Source organism: Bradyrhizobium sp. URHA0013 (genome assembly GCF_000518345.1).
Lineage (GTDB): Bacteria > Pseudomonadota > Alphaproteobacteria > Rhizobiales > Xanthobacteraceae > Bradyrhizobium.
On record NZ_JADK01000006.1, the window covers coordinates 35,935 to 49,508 of the forward strand.

The window sequence follows — 13,574 nt, forward strand, 5'->3', positions numbered from 1 at the left end:
TCAGGTGCGGCATCCCGTCTCAGGAAGCGTCCTTTTTGTACAATTTATCAGATATTTGCGCATTCTCGATCCGACTCAGGAGAGCGCCGGACGTCGCGAGGAGATCGATGCGGCGGTGTGAGTTCCATGCGTTGCCCTCGCTGGACCTCGCATCGGTGCCGGGTATAGTCGCGCCGCATTTCGAAGGAGCGAACGTCAGGATGAGTCAGAAATGACCGAGCTCTCGGCAGGACATGGCCCCCGCGGCAGCGACGCCGCAACGATTCTGGATCTCGATGCCGTCGCGTTCGGGCCATTTTCGCTTCGGTCGCGGCTGCTGGAGAAGGATGGCTTGCCGGTCAGGCTCGGCAGCCGCGCGACGGATATTTTGCGCCTGCTGGTCAGTCGCGCCGGCGAAGTGGTCCCGAAGAACGAAATTCTCGGCTATGCGTGGTCCGGACTTTCCGTCGAGGAGGTCAGCCTGCGCGTCCATGTCGCGGAGCTGCGCAAGGTGCTCGGCGACGGAAAGGATGGTGCCCGCTACATCACCAACATCCCGGGCCGGGGCTATTGCTTTGTCGCGCCCGTGCGGCGTGGCGGGCGCGCGGAGGTGGCTACACCGGCGTCGCGTGTGCCTGAAAGGGCCGCGCCGCCACCGTCGCTACCGCGCCGATTGGACCGGATGGTCGGGCGGGAGGACGCCGTGGCCGAGTTGGCAGCGCGCTTGCTCCGCGATCGCTTCGTCACGCTGCGAGGGCCGGGCGGCATCGGAAAGACCACCGTTGCGACCGCGCTCGCGCACGAGATGTGCGATAGCTTCGACGGCAAGGTCCATTTCCTCGAATTCGGTCCGCTCAAGGACGGAGCGCTGGTCGCGAGCACGGTTGCAGCCGCGTTGGGCCTCGTCGTGCACCACGAGGACCCCTCGGCCAGCATCGTCAATTTCCTGCGCGGCCGCCGGCTGCTTCTCGTGCTCGACAGCTGCGAGCACGTCATCGAGGAGGTCGCGCGCCTTGCAGAAAACATCTACCGGGAGGCGCCCGGCATCGTCATCCTCGCAACCAGCCGCGAGTCGCTGCTGGTGGAAGGCGAGCAGATTTTCGAGCTCGTTTCGCTCCCTGGTCCGCCGCAGGGCACCCGTCTCAGTGCCGGCGAGGTGCTGGCCTATCCCGCCGTGCGCCTGTTCGTCGATCGCGCCGTCGCGGCGGGGCATCGCGACGACATCACCGACGAGGATGCCGAAGTCCTGGCCCGGATTTGCGGCAAGCTCGACGGCATCGCGCTGGCGATCGAGCTGGCTGCCGCACGTGTCGGTCTCTATGGACTGCGCGAGATGGCGGCGCTGCTCGACAACCGGCTGCAGCTCGAATGGCGCGGGCGGCGGACGGCGCCGCCGCGGCAGCAGACGCTCGGCGCTACGCTCGACTGGAGTTTCGGTCTGATCGGCGAGAGCGAGCGGATCGTATTTCAGCGCCTCGCCGTCTTCGCAGGTCACTTCACGTTGAAGGGCGCGATAGCAGTCGCGGCCGGGGCGGAGATGGCGGAGGATCGCGTCGTCGAGGCCCTGGAGCAACTCGTGGTGAAGTCGCTGGTTTCGACCCAGCCGGACGGCGCATCGCGGCGCTATCGCCTGCTCGACGCAACGCGTGCCTATGCCCTGCAGAAACTGGCCGACGGCGGACAGCTGGCGCAGATCGCGCATCGTCATGCTCTCTATGTTCAATGCACGCTCGAAGCGGGCATGAGGGACAAGGAGGGCAGCGATCATGCGTCACGTTTGCAGGAACGCGCGAGCCTGCTCGCCGATGCCCGCGCTGCGCTGCAATGGGCTTATGCCAACGACGACGGCGCCGGCTTGCGCGTGCCGCTCGCCGGCAGCTGCACAAGGCTGTTCGTCGAACTCAATTTGCTGAACGAGGCCCGCATCTGGTCCGATCGCGCACTCGCAATGCTGGACGAGGCCGACCGGGGCGGCGCATGGGAGCTCGAACTTCAGTCGACGCTCGGTCACGCCTTCATGTTCACCGAGCGCAACAGCGAGCAGGCGGAATCGGCGCTCAGGCGCGGGCTGGAGATAGCGGAAGCGCTTTCCGATCACGCCAACACATTCAGGCTGTTGTCCCGGCTCAACATGTTCTACCGCCGGACCGGTCGCTATCGGCATCTGGTGCCGACTGCGCTTCACGCCGAGCGGATTGCCCGTCTGATCGGCGATACCGCGGGCATCGCCGGGAGCAAAGCGCTGCTCGGCGTGTCATATCACCTCGCCGGAGACCAGGCCGAGGCGCAAGCCCATCTCGACCAGGGCCTGCGCGACGACGCTGCGCTCCGCGGGACGCAACCTGGGCATTTCGCCTATTCACGCACACCGCAGATTCCGCTCGCGCGCGTCCTATGGCTGCGCGGCTTTCCCGATCGCGCGCTCGAATGCGTCCGGCCGCTCGTCGGCGCTTCGGCGCCGCATGACGTGGTCATGCATTGTATCGCATTATGCTGGTCCGCTTCGGTGTTCGGCTGGCTCGGCGACTGGTCGTCAGTCGAGGCCATGACCGATCGCCTGGCGGCGCATGCGAGCATGCACGGACTCGTGCCCTACGAAGCCGTCGCGACGGGTTTTCGGGCACAGAGCATGATCGCCCGGGGCGAGGTGGCCGGCGGCGTCGACCTAATGCGGAGTGCGCTTCCACGCCTGCATGCCGATCGCTACGAACTCTATGCCTCGGCGTTCGCCGCGGATCTGTCCCAAGGTTTGGTCACGTTGGGACAATTGACGGAAGGCATTCAGGTTCTTCACGAATCCATTGCTCGGGTCGAACAGGAAGGCGGCGCCTTCGACCTGCCCGAGCTGCTCCGCCTGCGCGGAGAGCTGGAGATCCTTGGCGGCAATCCCGACGCGGCCGAGGCGGATCTTGTCGCCTCGATCTCGCTTGCCGAACAGCAGGGCGCCTTGTCCTGGCGGCTGCGAGCCGAAATGTCGCTGGCGCGGCTTCGAATCCGGCAGCATGTACAAAATCCGCTCGCACAGCTCGCTCAAACCTATGCCCGGTTCTCCGAAGGTTTCGAGACCGCCGATCTCATTGCAGCACGGCATATGCTGAACGGGCCGGCGGCCTGACCAGGTCGACACGACCGTGCCCTTCTCGCTGCTGAGCGCGCCACCAGTGCTCAACCCTTGTGTCCACCCAGCCGCGCCAGGAAGTCGCGGACAAGCGTAGCGATCTCGTCGGTGGCTTCATCTAGCGCGAAGTGGCCGGCTTCGAGGATGTGAACCTCGGCATCCGGCACATCGTCGCGATAGGACGTCGCGCCTGCGACAGTGAAGGACGGATCGTATTTGCCCCAGACCACCAGCGTCGGTGGCCGCGTCTGGCGCAACCAAGCCTGCCACTTCGAATAGGAGGCGACGTTGGTCCGGTAATCCAGGAACAGCGTGGTCTGAATCTCGGCCTGGCCGGGACGCGTCAGGAACGCGTATTCGTCGATCCAGGCGTCGGGGTCGTAGCGCTCGGGACGCGGACTGGAGCCGAGATGCCGCTGACGCGTCGCCTCCAGGGATGTGAAGTTGGCCTTGAGCGCCTCGAGCTCGCGTGCCGGATCGGCCCAGTACTTCCTGCGCGCATTCCACAGCGGGCTCAGCCCCTGCTCGTGCGAAACCGCGTTCTGGATGATGATGGCGCGAACGCGTTCGGGATGCGCCAGCGCCATGCGGAAGCCGACAGGACCTCCATAGTCCTGCATGAACAAGACGTAGCCCGTGAGGCCGAACTTCGTTGTGAGCTCGCCCATTGCGGCGGCGATGTTGTCGAACGTATAGTTGAAATCGGACGGCAGCGGCGCGCTGCTGTTGCCGAAACCGGGATAGTCCGGCGCGATCAGATGATATTTGTCGGCGAGCAGCGGCATCAGAGATTCCCACATCCGCGACGACGAGGGAAACCCGTGAAGCAGCAGCACCGTCGGAGCGTCGGCGGGCCCGGCCTCGCGGTAGAAGATCTCGAGGCCGCGGATGTCGACCTTGTGATAGCTGATCGAGCGCCGGCTCGATCGCAGATCCTGCGCCGAGACCTGCACGGTCGCGCAGGCCAAAGCGGCTGATAGGGCAAGAGTGATTGGGATGTTCATGTCATCGCTCCGAATCCAGCATGTGGCGTGAAGATGTGTCGCAAGTGCGGGACATTGCGCTTGCTGCGGGGCATGCCTCCGGCCTGTCGGCGTCGAGAGGCCCGATTGCGGGCACCTCTCGTGATGTGCCGCATCCGGGAACTACGAAGCGCGTGCCAGCGGCTTGCCCTTCAGGGCGGCCAGCAGGGCCTGCGCGGCTGGACCCGAGGAGTGCGGGTTCTGGCCCGTGATCAAGAGGTCGTCGGTGACGACGTGAACGCCCCAGTTTGCCGTTTTCGAGAAGACTGCGCCGAGCTTCAGCATTTCATCTTCGACCAGGAAAGGCACCACCTTGGTGAGGCCGACGTCCTCCTCTTCACCGTTGGTGAAACCGGTCACCTCCTTGTCCTGGACCAGTGGCTTGCCGTCGGGCGCCTTGACGTGGCGCAGCGCGCCAGTCGAGTGGCACACGACGCGACTGTCTTGCCGGCGGCAAGGAAGGATTCGATGAGCTTGACCGAGTCCTTGTCCTCGGCGAGGTCCCACATCGGGCCGTGACCGCCTGGGTAGAAGACGGTGTCGAAATCTTCCTGCTTGACGCTGTCGAGGCGAACCGTCCTGTCGAGCTGGGCTTCCGCGTCGGCGTCGGCTTCGAAGCGCGGCGTCAGGTCGGTGCGAAATTCGGGCTCGTTGCTCTTGGGGTCGAGCGGCGGACGGCCACCCTTCGGCGAGGCGAGGGTGATCTCGGCCCCGGAATCCTTAAAGACGAAATAAGGGGCGGCGAGCTCCTCGAGCCAGAAGCCCGTCTTGCGCCCGGTGTTGCCGAGCTGGTCGTGCGAAGTGATGACCATCAATATTTTCATGACCGTTCTCCTTGAGTGCGTTTGCGGCGATGACGCACTCCATTGCGGTGGAGATGCGCCGAGCTGAATCTCGTCCGAGCACGTCACGTCGTTCGTTGCTCGCGATCCCAATCTGCACTCAAGGCCGGCTGTTGGCGCGTTATGTATTGTTAGACGTTGAGAGCACGGAGATGTCGCGCGTGCCGCTACTCGAAGACGGCGTCAAAGATCTCGACGTCCATCAGCACGGGCTTGGCGACCACGGTTCCGTCGGGCCGCAGCGTCTGCGCGCGTCGGAGCGTCGGCACCACGATGCCGCCGAAGCTGTCATGGGCCCAGGAGTAATGCGCGACTTTCATGCCGAACAGATCGTGATCGGTCCGCCGCTGCAACGCGTTGTCGTCGAAATAGAAGGTCTGCTCGGGCGCGAGCGTGATCAGGCCCGGCGGGAACTGCGCCCGCAACCGCCGCCATGACTCGTTGTTCTCCTGCCACGGCGGCAGTTCCTCCACCACCACGTCGGGATGGGCGAGCAGGAATGGATTGGTCAGATAATTCCAGATCGCGACGCCGCAGAAGAAGACGAGATGCAGTTCGTCCGCGAGCGCGGGCGAACCGGTCTCGGTGAACGCAAGGCTCGGATTGGGCCAGGTCCTGAGGATCTCACCCTCGAGGCTTTCGATCGTGATCGCGTCAGGTTGAAAAGAGCCAGAGTGTTCGCCTCCGGTGATGCCGGTGAAGCGGACCGACTGCGTGCGGGTCGAGCCCTCCGCCGTCACGTCCTTGAATTCGCTGGCATGTCCGGTGCTGGAGAACAGCGTTCCGGCGACGGAGAGGTGAAGCGTGAACCGGCTCAAGCTATTCCAGCGGGCCATTCCGCCGCTGGCATCAATTACATCGTCAAGAAGCGCCATGTCCCGCCATATCCACCATGAAGCGTCACCACCATGGCGGGGCGGATGCGGCTTGGCGTGTTAGAATTTGTTAGGAGTTGCGAGCGGATAGCCTTGCGGTATCCCATTGAAGATACTCTCAATTCAGCGCCGTAAGGAGCTCCCTGGCGGCGACGAGATCACGGGTCTGGAGGCCCTCCTGGTATCGTGCGACGAGCGGAGCGAGCAGGGCGCGGGCGTCTCGGGCTTTACCAGCTTGGCGCCAGACCCGACCGAGACTGATGGCCCCCCGCAGCTCCCAGCCGAGCGCGCATTGGCGACGTGACAGATCGAGCGAGTCCCGGAAGCAGCTTTCGGCCTCCGCGGCCTTGCCCGACCGGGCGAGGATGTCGCCCTTGACCCTGAGCATCTCCGGCATGTCGAAGGATTCGCCATGATCGGGAATCTCGGCGATGGCATCATTGACGGTCTGCAAGGCTTCGCCGGCCTGGTTCTGGAAGGCGAGACCCTCAGCGAGCGCAGTCGCAAACACCGTCGTCATGATCCGGTGTCGCGTCGCGTACAGCGTGGCCTGGCTGCGGCGGAGGTGCTCGATGCCGGCGGCGATGTCGCCGCGGCGAAGCAGCAGCTCACCCTTCTGGCCGATGCCGACCGCGTGATAGGGCCCGAGGAAGTGCCGCGCGGAATGATCGATCAGCCGCTCGATCAGGATTTCCGCATTGGCCAGATCGCCGACCCACAGGAACACGTAGATGGTCCAGATCAAGGAAATACCGAGAGTAAGCGGCTGTTCGAGCAGCTCGGCTTCGCGAATGGTGTATCGCGACGCCTCGATCGCACGATCGGGCCGGCCGGTGAGCCAAAGCCCGCGTGCCAGCGCCACCAGTGCGACGATGCGGTCGTCATAGCCGAGATGCCCGATATTCAGCCGCTGCGAGCCGGGATTATGCAACATCGCGCTCTCGCAGAGCTGCACTGCCTTGTCCTGGTTGCCGATTAAATGATGGGCGACCCCCAACATCCATTCGACGTTCAGCGTGCTGGCGGGATCGTTCAGCTTCCGCGCGACGCTTTCGCCCTGTTCACCGATTCCGAGTGCTCCGTGAAAATCCCCGACCCTGGTGAGGTAGATCGCGCAGCAGCCAGAGCTGCCAGTGCAAATCCTGGAGCTCCCGCGCAAGCTGGAGACTGCGCGTGAATGCCGAGCGGACCGCTTCGGTATTGCCTTGCGTGAACATCGCGGAGACGCCGAGCGCGGCCTGCAAGATCATTTCATTGCGGCCATCCTCCGCGCTCGCGTCGAGGGACGCCAGCGCCTGCTGGGTCCAGCGGTAGCATTCCGTCAGCAATGTCAGCTCAAGGAAGAACTGGGCCGCTGACGCCGCCAGATCCACGCCGATCGTTCGGTCCCCGCCGTCCGAAAAGCTCCAGTTCAGCGCGGCCCGGACATTGGGCAGGTGGTCGGCATAGGGAAGAAAGCCGCCGGCACTCTGCATGCCCGTGGATTGGAGCGCGATGTCGCGCAGGAAGTCGCGAAAATACTCGGCGTGGGCGCGTGCGACGCGGTCCGCTTCGCCGTTCTCGACGAGCTTCTCCGCGACGAAGGCACGTGTGGTGTCGAGCAGGCGATAGCGCAGCCGCCGCTCCGCAGGCGAGGTCGCGATCAGCGATTTGGAAAGCAGATTGGAGATCGCCTCGGCGGCTTCTGCTTCGCCAATGCCCTGACAGGATGCGACCGCAAGCGCGGCTTCCAGGGTGAATGGCCCGACGAATGCCGACAATCCGCGCAGCGTTGCGCTTTCGGTTGCCGGCAGCAAATCATAGCTCCAGGCGAGTGCCGCACTCAGGGTGTGGTGCCGCGGCACAGCGGTGCGCCGCCCGCGCCACAGCAGCGAGAAACGGCTGTCGAGCAGAGAGGCGGTCCCGGCGATGCCATAGGCATTCACACGCCCGGCGGCGAGCTCGATGGCGAGCGCGATGCCGTCCAGCCGACGGCAGATATCGGCGACGAGCGGCGCATCCTCTTCGCTGAGCTCGAACTCGCTCAGGCTCTCTGCGATGCGTTCCACGAAGAGCTGAGTTGCAGGATAGGCAAGGATGTCGGCGATGCCGAGCCCGTCGCGCTGTGGCGGGCAATCCAATGGAAATAGCCGATGGACACGCTCACCTTCGGCGCGGAAAGATTCGCGGCTGGTGGCGAGAATATGCAGCTCGCCCCCTTCCCGGACGATGCGCTCGGCCAGAGGGGCGAGATCGTCGAGGATGTGCTCGCAACTGTCGAAGACCAGCAGCATCCGCCGGCTGCGCAGGAATGTCAGCAACCCCGGCATCGGGTCGTCGGAATTGACTGTCAGGCCCAGCGCGGCCGCAATCGTTCCCGTAACGAGCCGGGTCTCCCTCAGTGCGCCGAAATCGACAAAACACACCTGGCCGTCGAAGGCCTGGAGCTCGCGATGCGCGACCGCCAGTGCCACCGAAGTCTTGCCGATTCCGCCGGGGCCGACGATCGTGACGAAGCGATGCAAGGCAAGCTCGGCGGAAATTCTCTCGACTGCATCGTCCCGCCCGATCATCCTCGCCAGCGGCGAGGGCAGCGAGCGCGGCGCAGCAACGGGCAGGCGGGTCCGGCTCTCCGACGGGGCGGCCTGGAGCAGCGCGGCCGTGAAGCAATAACCTCGTCCGGGGACGTTGACGACGTAGCGGGAGCCTTCGCCCGGATCGCCCAAGGCCTTGCGCAGCGTCGTGATGTGAAAGCGCAGGCTGCCTTCGTCCACGTTCACGTCGGCCCAGACCCGCCGGATCAACTCACGCTTGTCCACGACCTCGCCGGCGCGCTCGGCGAGAAAAACGAGGATATCGAGTGCGCGGCCGCCGAGGTGAACAGGGGCGCCGTCCTTCTCGAGCAGCCGCGTCTTTGCGAACAGCCGGAATGGCCCGAAAGCAATGGCCGAATCCTGGTCGTTGGTGTCCGGCACGTGCCAATCATTCCAGTGAAAGAGCTGAACTCTGCACTTTGATCTACCAGAAGGGAACCCTGAGTAAACTGGTCGAAAGTGGCGAAATCGCGTGGAGGGTGCCGGCAATTGGCCGGTCGCGCGCGACGATCCGTCGCAAATTGTACTCAAACGCGAGCATCTTGCGAAGCGATCGGGACAACCCGGCAGCGTGCTTGACCGACCAGCTCACGCTCGGAGTGCCCGTCGTCGTACCGCTATCATAACAGAATCTTGCAACGTCTAACGAGCAATGCGCACGAACTGCATCCAGTATCCGTTCCGAGTTTGGCGTTAATTCCAACGGGGAGGCTACGATGTCCGGTATCGATGCTCGGCCGAATGACCACGTCGTTCGATCTCAATTTGTGGCTAGTCTTGACGATCAGTCGCGTGACTGGGAGCTCGTGCTGCGGGAATCCCACCATCGGATGAAGAACACGCTGACGATACTCGGTGCGTCAGTCCGCCGCGATTTCACCAGAACGGGTACCAGGGACGTGTCGCTTGCAGCGGACCGGCTCGAGCGGCGCATCGTCGCCTTCGGCAGGCTCTATCAGCTCTTGTCCGACAATGACGACCATACGGCGATCCCGGTCGCGGCCTTCTTCGAAAACCTGTGCGGAGCGATTTCCGAGGCCGTGCTGGAGCCGGCAGGCATCCGCTGCGAGGCTGCGATCGAAAGCGGGACGCTGCCGGCGTCGCAATGCCATCGGCTTGCGCTGATGCTGACGGAGCTGGTGACGAACGCGGCCAAGCACGCCTTCCCGAACAGGAACGACGCACTGATCCGCATCGACTTGGCCAATCGCGACGGCGCCTGGTTCTGCACCGTAACAGATAACGGGATCGGCGCGACCGGGCCGCTTCAGGGCACCGGCAGCCGGATTCTCGAAGGACTCGCACGCAGCATTCACGCCCGGCTGCAGGGCGAGGCCGGAGAAGACGGCACACGCGTAACCATCCTGATGCCGATCACAGCTGCTTGAAGCTCGTCTTAGATCCAACCCAGGGAGTTCGACATGGCCACTACCGAAATCGACCGCGACGCCGCGGCCAAGCTTTCCAACAAGCCTTCCAACAAGTCTGCGAAGACGCCTTCGACATCGCCTAGCGTCGATCAGCGGCTCGAGGTGATCGTGATCCCGGTGTCCGATGTCGATCGCGCCAAGGCCTTCTACGCGCGTCTCGGTTGGCGACTGGACGCCGATTTTGCCTCCGGCGATGACTGGCGCGTGATCCAGTTCACGCCGCCGGGTTCGGCCTGCTCGGTGATCTTCGGCAGGAACGTGACGGCGGCAGCGCCGGGCTCGGCGCGAGGCTTGTACCTGATCGTCTCCGATCTGGAGGCGGCGCGAACGGATCTGCTCGACCGCGGCGTCGAGGTCAGCGCTCCATTCCACAGTGCCGGCGATGTTCACGCCGGGACCGACGAGCCTTATCTCTCCGGCAGCGTTCGGGTGAGCGGTGCTGACCCGAAGCGCGGCAGCTACGGCTCATATGCGTCGTTCAGCGATCCCGACGGCAATGGCTGGTTGTTCCAGGAGGTCACGACGCGAGTGCCGGGACGGATCGCGGGCGGCGGCACGACATTCGCTTCGCAGACTGCGCTGGCCGCAGCACTGCGCCGCGCGGCGGCGGCACATGGCGAGCACGAGAAGCGGACCGGCGGGCACGACGAGAACTGGGCCGATTGGTACGCCGATTACATCGTCCGCGAGCAGGCGGGCCAGCCGCTGCCATCCTGAGCTGGACAGCACAGATTCTTCGACTGATGCAAGCCGACACGGCGCGCGATGACTGAGCTCATCGCGCGCCGTGTTGCTTTGGCGGTGCGCATCGCGGATCGCCGCTTGCCCTGCTCGGCGCGGCTCGCAACGGCTAACGCGGTCTAACAACCCATAACGAGCAAATTGCCAGGGCCTGCGCCAATCTCTGTGCATGACGAGCCGAGGCGTTGATGTCGAATTCGGTCAACGTCACCGACCAAAGCCAGGGAGATCGAACATGACAACGCAAGCACGTATCGACATTCTCAATCCAGACCGCCGTCAACTGCTCGGCCAGGCCGCGATGACCGCGGTTGCCGCAAGCGTATCGAGCCTGCTGCCGCTGCATTCCGCGAAGGCGGGCGTGAGCGGGGCGGTTCGCCCGTTCCACGTCAGCGTGCCCGAGCAGGATTTGCTAGATCTCCGCCGCCGTCTCGCGGCGACGCGCTGGCCCGATCGCGAGATGGTCGCCGATCAATCACAGGGCGTGCAGCTGGCGACGGTGCTGCAGCTCGTGATCTACTGGCAGAACGACTACGATTGGCGCAAGATGGAGGCGCGGCTGAATGCCTTGCCGCAATTCGTCACGGAGATTGACGGCGTCGACATCCACTTCATTCACGTTCGCTCGCGTCACGAAAACGCGCTGCCGATGATCGTCACGCATGGCTGGCCCGGTTCGATCATCGAGCAGATGAAGATCGTTGGCCCGCTCACCGACCCCACCGCACATGGCGCGAAGGCGGCGGACGCTTTTGATCTCGTGATCCCTTCGCTCCCGGGCCACGGTTTCTCCGGCAAGCCGACGGAGCTGGGCTGGGACCCTCAGCGCGTCGCGCGCGCCTGGATCGTGCTGATGAAACGGCTCGGCTACAACCGCTATGTCGCGCAAGGCGGCGATTGGGGCAATGCCGTGACGGAGCAGATGGCGGTGATCGCGCCGCCGGAACTGCTCGGCATCCACACCAACATGCCCGCGACCGTTCCGGACGACATCGCCAAGGCGCTTCAGCCCGGCGGATCGCGGCCGTCGAACCTCTCGGCCGACGAGCGCTACGCTTACGATCAGCTCGATGACTTCTACAAGCACGGTCTCGGCTACGCGATCGAGATGTCCAACCGGCCGCAGACCCTCTATGGCCTGGTGGATTCGCCGGCGGGTCTCGCGTCCTGGATGCTCGATCATGATGCGCGCAGCACCGCGATGATCGCCCGGGTGTTCGCGGGCAAGACGGAAGGGCTGTCGCGGGACGACGTGATCGACAACATCACGCTCTACTGGTTCACCAACACCGCGGTGTCCTCGGCGCGGCTGTACTGGGAGAACAAGCTGGCATTCTTCGAGCCCAAGCACATCAAGATCCCGGTCGCCGTCAGCGTCTTCCCGGACGAGATCTACGCCGCGCCGCGCAGCTGGACCGAGAAGGCCTATCCGAAGCTGATGCACTACAACCGCCTCGACAAGGGCGGCCACTTCGCCGCCTGGGAGCAGCCCGCATTGTTCTCCGCGGAAATGCGCACCGCCTTCCGACCACTGCGTCAGTCGATCTGAGAACTGCGGGGACGCGCACTTCCGCGCGTTCCCTTCTTTCCCCACAGACAGGAATGCAATCATGAACCGCCCCGAACGCACTTTCACGACGGACCAAATCCGCTTGGAACGTCGCCTGCCGTCGTACTGGCGCGTCACCTTCGACATGCCCCCGGTGAATATCTTCGGCCCCAAGCAGCTTCCGCTTCTCGACGACGTCGTCACGGCGATCGAGACCGATCCTGAGGTGAAGGTCGTGGTGTTCGACAGCGCCGTCGAAGGCTTCTTCATCACGCATTACGACTTCCTCGCGCCGCTGGAGGATTCGCTTCGTATCCCGCCCGGGCCGACCGGCCTGCAGGCGCTGCCCGACATGCTGGTGCGTCTCAGCCGCGCGCCGGTCGTCTCGATTGCCTCGATCCGGGGCCGCGCGACCGGCGTCGGCAGCGAGCTGGCGCTCGCGAGCGACATGCGCTTTGCCAGCCGCGAAAAGGCGATTCTGTCGCAATGGGAAGTCGGTGCGGGCCTGGTGCCCGGCGGCGGGCCGATGGCGCGGTTGCCGCGCCTGATGGGCCGCGGCCGCGCGCTCGAAGTTCTGCTCGGCGCCGATGATATCCACGGCGATCTCGCCGAACGTTACGGCTATGTGAACCGGTCGCTGCCGGATGCCGAGCTCGACGGCTTCGTCGAGGCGCTGGCTATGCGTGTCGCGTCCTTCGACAAGGAGGCGATTGCCGAGACCAAGCGCCTCGTCGACGTCGCGAGCCTGCCGCCGGATGTCGAGATCAAGCCGGAATGGGACGCGTTTCTGGCCTCGCTCCGCCGCCCCGCGAGTCAGACCCGCATCAAGGCGCTGATGTCGCGCGGCTTCCACCGCGCCGGTGACGTCGAGAACCGGCTCGGCTTCCACGTCGGACAGATCGGCGCCTAACGGAACCGCTGCGGCGTTCGGCCGGGCGGAACGGCGACAGGTGGTCGTGCCAATGTCGCTTTCGTCCGGTACCGAGCCCCGGTGCTGAAATCAAACATGGAGAATTGAGATGATCCGCAAGGCAACAGCAGTCTGGAAAGGCACCGGTCGCGATGGCACTGGTCAACTGTCGAGCGAATCCGGCGTGCTCGCCGCGACGCCTTATTCGTTCAAGACCCGCTTTGAGAACGAGAAGGGCACCAATCCCGAGGAGTTGATCGCTGCGGCCCATGCCGGTTGCTTCACCATGGCACTGGCCTTCGGCCTGCAACTGGCCGGCTTCACGCCGGACGAACTCTCGACAGAAGCCGCGGTCACGCTCGAACCTGAAGGCAAGGGTTTCAAGATCAGCAAATCGGCGCTGACGTTGCGTGCCAAGGTGCCGAACCTCGATGACGCAGGTTTCGCCAAGATCGCCGGCGAAGCCGAGAAGAACTGTCCGGTGTCGAAGGTGCTCAATGCCGCGATCACGCTCGACGCCAAGCTCATCTAGCTC

8 protein-coding genes and 2 pseudogenes are annotated in these 13,574 nt (G+C 64.5%); 6 read left to right on the forward strand and 4 right to left on the reverse strand.

All coding sequences use genetic code 11. The features are described from left to right. Positions 1-211 precede the first annotated feature (211 nt). Complete coding sequence (locus N551_RS0107810; protein WP_027566482.1) at positions 212-3,094, forward strand: winged helix-turn-helix domain-containing protein; 2,883 nt, start codon at positions 212-214, stop codon at positions 3,092-3,094. Between the two features lie 50 nt (positions 3,095-3,144). On the opposite strand, the gene N551_RS0107815 is transcribed toward N551_RS0107810, so the two are convergent. The 4 genes and pseudogenes from N551_RS0107815 to N551_RS35235 all read right to left on the reverse strand — a co-directional run bounded on the left by N551_RS0107815 (position 3,145) and on the right by N551_RS35235 (position 8,790). Beyond that, positions 3,145-4,101, reverse strand: coding sequence for an alpha/beta fold hydrolase (locus N551_RS0107815; protein ID WP_027566483.1), 957 nt, complete (start codon positions 4,099-4,101; stop codon positions 3,145-3,147). 141 nt (positions 4,102-4,242) lie between these two features. Next, positions 4,243-4,943: pseudogene (locus N551_RS35230) on the reverse strand (type 1 glutamine amidotransferase domain-containing protein). Positions 4,944-5,128: 185 nt separating this feature from the next. Next, on the reverse strand, positions 5,129-5,836 hold the full coding sequence (locus N551_RS0107825) for a hypothetical protein (protein WP_027566484.1): 708 nt from the start codon (positions 5,834-5,836) through the stop codon (positions 5,129-5,131). 118 nt (positions 5,837-5,954) lie between these two features. Beyond that, positions 5,955-8,790: pseudogene (locus tag N551_RS35235) on the reverse strand (winged helix-turn-helix domain-containing protein). A 335-nt stretch (positions 8,791-9,125) separates the two neighbouring features. On the opposite strand from N551_RS35235, the gene N551_RS0107835 reads away from it, so the two are divergent. From N551_RS0107835 to N551_RS0107855, 5 genes are all read left to right on the forward strand, one after another. Further along, positions 9,126-9,797, forward strand: coding sequence for a sensor histidine kinase (locus N551_RS0107835; protein WP_027566485.1), 672 nt, complete (start codon positions 9,126-9,128; stop codon positions 9,795-9,797). Between the two features lie 33 nt (positions 9,798-9,830). Beyond that, the gene (locus N551_RS0107840) at positions 9,831-10,556 is read left to right on the forward strand and encodes a VOC family protein (protein ID WP_027566486.1); all 726 of its coding nucleotides are present in this window, start codon (positions 9,831-9,833) and stop codon (positions 10,554-10,556) included. A gap of 259 nt (positions 10,557-10,815) precedes the next feature. Then, on the forward strand, positions 10,816-12,129 hold the full coding sequence (locus N551_RS0107845) for an epoxide hydrolase family protein (protein ID WP_027566487.1): 1,314 nt from the start codon (positions 10,816-10,818) through the stop codon (positions 12,127-12,129). A 61-nt stretch (positions 12,130-12,190) separates the two neighbouring features. Continuing rightward, positions 12,191-13,039, forward strand: coding sequence for an enoyl-CoA hydratase/isomerase family protein (locus tag N551_RS0107850; RefSeq protein ID WP_027566488.1), 849 nt, complete (start codon positions 12,191-12,193; stop codon positions 13,037-13,039). 109 nt (positions 13,040-13,148) lie between these two features. Further along, the gene (locus tag N551_RS0107855) at positions 13,149-13,571 is read left to right on the forward strand and encodes an OsmC family protein (RefSeq protein ID WP_027566489.1); all 423 of its coding nucleotides are present in this window, start codon (positions 13,149-13,151) and stop codon (positions 13,569-13,571) included. Positions 13,572-13,574: the final 3 nt, after the last annotated feature.